Annotated in this window: 2 protein-coding genes; one reads left to right on the top strand and one right to left on the bottom strand. The window is 76.2% G+C overall.

The window, feature by feature from the left end:
- The coding region (locus tag HF577_RS36970) for a LytR C-terminal domain-containing protein (RefSeq protein WP_169400648.1) at positions 1–386 on the top strand (386 nt) is incomplete at its 5' end.
- Positions 387–417: 31 nt separating this feature from the next.
- Here HF577_RS36970 and HF577_RS36965 read toward each other — a convergent pair.
- Complete coding sequence (locus tag HF577_RS36965) at positions 418–2712, bottom strand: AAA family ATPase (protein WP_169400647.1); 2295 nt, start codon at positions 2710–2712, stop codon at positions 418–420.
- Between the last annotated feature and the right edge of the window lie 54 nt (positions 2713–2766).

Below are 2766 nucleotides of genomic sequence, written 5' to 3'. Positions count from 1 at the left end.
CCCCCGCCCCGCCCGGCTCGAGCGGTGCCGGCGGCCCGGGTGCCTCGACCACCAAGGACGACGTCTCGCGGTCGGGGGGCGCAGCCGGCTCCGGCACCGTGCGCGCCCCGCTGCGGGTCTACAACAACAGCACCATCACCGGTCTCGCCGCCCGTGCCGCCGCCGACTTCCGCAACGCCGGGTGGCAGGTCGAGGAGGTCGGCAACTATCCGTCCGGGATCATCCCGACCAGCACCGTCTACTACCGCCCCGGCACGGCCGAGCAGCAGGCGGCGCAGGCACTCGGCACCCAGTTCGGGCTGCGGGTCGAGCCGCGGTTCCAGGGTCTGGACGAAGCCAGCCCCGGACTGATCGTCATCGCCACCAACGACTACCGCGGCAGGTGACGCCGGCTGTCCTGGCCTGGCCCCAGGGCGGTCAGGACACCCGGCGCTCGGCGTAGGCCGCCAGCGCAGCCACCTGCACCGGGTCCAGCGACGGCGGCACGGCAGCGCGGGCCGCGGCGATGTGCGCGCCCGTCACCACGGCGGCGTCCAACGACTCCCGCATCGCGGCGAGAGCGGCCTCGCGCAGCACCGCGGCACAGTCGGCGGCCGAGTAACCGTCCAGGTCCGCGCCGAGGGCGTCGAGGTCCACGTCGTCGGCCAGCGGGATGTTCCTCCCGGACGCGCGCAGGATCTCGGCGCGGGCGGCCGCGTCGGGCGGCGGCACGTACACGAGCCTCTCCAGCCGCCCCGGCCGCAGCAGGGCCGGGTCGATCAGCTCGGGCCGGTTGGTGGCGCCGACGACGATCACGTCCCGGAGCGGCTCCGCCCCGTCGAGCTCGGTGAGCAGCGCGGCGACGACCCGATCGGCGACCCCCGAGTCGGACGACTGCCCGCGCCGCGGCGCGAGGGCGTCGACCTCGTCGAGGAACACGAGTGCCGGCGCGGCGTCGGCCGCCTTGCGGAACAGCTCGCGGACCGCCCGCTCCGACTCGCCGACGTACTTGTCGAGCAGCTCCGCACCCTTGACCGCGAACACGTTGAGCTGGCCGGTGCCGGCCAGCGCGCGCAGCAGGAAGGTCTTGCCGCCGCCGGGCGGACCGTAGACGAGCACCCCTCTCGGGGCGGCGACGCCGAGGCGGGCGAACGAGTCGGGGTACTGCAGCGGCCAGAGCACCGCCTCGGTGAGCGCCTGCTTGACCTCGACCATGTCGCCCACCTGGTCGAGGCTGATCCCGCCGGTCTGGAGGGTGTCCGACGACGACATGGAGATCGGGCGCACGGAGCCGACGGCGTCGAGCAGGTCTTCCTGGCAGATCCGGGGCTCGCCCTCGCCCGTGTGCCGGAGCGCGGCCTGCACCGCCGCCTCGCGCCGGGCCGCGACGAGGTCGGCGGCCACGAACCCGGGGGCCCGCTCGGCCACCGCCTTGAGGTCCACGTCGTCGGCCAGCGGCACCGTGGCCAGCAGCCTGCGCAGCAGCTCGGTGCGCGTGCGCAGGTCGGGCAGCGCCAGCCCGAGCTCACGATCCACGAGGTCGGGGGCGCGCAGCCGCGGGTCCACCGACTCGGGCGACGCGGTGGTGGCGACCAGGGCGAGCCCTGGTGTCCCCACCGCCTCCCGCAGCGCGTCCAGCACAATGGTGGCCAGTGGCGGGGGCGAGGCGGCCGGGAGCAGGGCGTCGATGTCGGTGACCACCAGCACCGTCCGGGTGCCCGCCCGGGCCGCCGCCCGCGCCGCACCGACCACCTCGTGCACCCGCTGCGAGGCGGCGCCCGCTTCGATCGCAGCCACTCCCGGCGCCGCGAGCTCCACGCAGGACGCGCCGACGGCGGCAGCGGTGCTGCGCGCCAACGTCAGCTTCCCGACGCCCTCGGGGCCGACGAGGAGCACTCCGAGCCGGGCGGAACCGCCGAGGCGGGTGAGCAGCTCCGGCCGGTCGAGGGTGAGCTCCAGCCACTCGACGAGCCTGCGCGCGGCGTCCGTGTTGCCGACGAGATCCTCGACGGCGACGGCCGGCTCGCCGACCTGCTCGACGACGACCTGCTCGACGACGGCCCGGGCGCCGGGCGTGGCCGGTGCCGCCGGTGCACCTGGCACGATCCGGGCCGGCCCGGCACCGCTCGCACCCACGGACGGCCCTGCCCCGTCGACCGGAACGCCGGTCACCGGGCCGCCCTCCCAGCCCACCACGGTGCTCGGCAGCACGGCCACCGCTCCCGCCGGTTCGACGGTGGCCACGGTGAGCAGCTCGGTGGTCCACGCGCTGCCCAGAGCGCCGGCGACGCGCGTGCGCGCCGTGTGCACGTCCAGGCCCGGCGCCGGCTCGACGTCCTGCGGCAGCAGGGAGACCGCGTCGCCACCGGTGACGACCTTGCCCAGCAGCGCAAGCCGCACGGTCTCCGGGGTGAGCGCGGCACGGGCGAGTCGGGAGCCGGTGAGCAGGACCCGACGGGCGGGCTCGACGAGTGCCGGCGCCACCACCACCGCCGCGCCGTCGGACAGCCCCGTGTTGGAGAGGGTGACGTCGTCCAGCGTCGCCTGCCCGGCCGGCCCGACCGCCGGGGCGACGAGAGCCGTGGTCACGCGCGCTCCCGTCAGGGTGACGGCATCCCACGAACGCAGCCCGAGCGCATCGATGACCTCGGGGTGCAAACGCACGACACCGCGCCTGGCGTCGGCAGCGGACGCGGCGAGGCGGGCGACGAGGGTGATCGAGGGGGCCGGCACGGGCTGAACGCTAACGCCCTCCCCCCAACCCCCGGCACCCGCCGCGTCATGGAC

This window comes from Pseudonocardia xinjiangensis (genome assembly GCF_012911925.1).
Taxonomy (GTDB): domain Bacteria; phylum Actinomycetota; class Actinomycetes; order Mycobacteriales; family Pseudonocardiaceae; genus Pseudonocardia; species Pseudonocardia xinjiangensis.
This window is presented reverse-complemented; position numbering and strand designations above follow the sequence as displayed.